Origin of the sequence: Natrinema limicola JCM 13563 (assembly GCF_000337475.1) — an archaeon.
Taxonomy (GTDB): Archaea; Halobacteriota; Halobacteria; order Halobacteriales; family Natrialbaceae; genus Natrinema; species Natrinema limicola.
The window spans coordinates 1-612 of the sequence record NZ_AOIT01000006.1; the positions used below are offsets into that span (position 1 = coordinate 1).

Annotated in this window: 1 pseudogene; it reads left to right on the forward strand. The window is 61.3% G+C overall.

The features are described from left to right. Positions 1–612, forward strand: a pseudogene (locus C476_RS00040) (hypothetical protein); the annotation flags it as partial.

Sequence of the window (612 nt, forward strand, 5' to 3'; positions counted from 1 at the left end):
AGACAGTGCTCGCTCCGGCGAGCACGTCGAGGGCGAATGGGGCGACGTCGCTACGATCATGCTCACGCGGACGGGTTCATCGAAGCCGGACGGTGAGCGGGTGCCGCCGGTCGATCACGGCGACCGCGTGGCCCGCACGTGGTCGCAGGGTGACGTGTACGACGTGGTGCGGAACGCAGCGGAGTACCATCTCGGCTTAGAGTCTGAACAGTGGGGGTACGTTCGTGGTGACGACGTGCACGGGTTGGATGCTGAGAATCCGGGAGAGAACGCCTGTTACGTGCATTGTCACGATGCTATTTACATCGACTTGCAGGCAACAGGGCTACGCGACACGTTCGACACGGACCACGAGATCGTGGCTGTGTTGGAGAACACGTTCTACCCGGCGATTGAGAAGCACATCGAAGCGTGTGACTTGGCGAAACCAGAGGCTCATACCCGCGAGAAGGCCATAGAGGTGCGCTTAGACTTGGAGGAACCGGCGGGATACGCGACGGAGTACCTTCGGCTACAGGAGGACACGCCGATGATGGAGATGCCGGTCGAAATGCAGGCGTTCGCAGCTATCGAGTGGGCGCAGAACCGGCAGAGGATCGCTCGCTCGCAAGT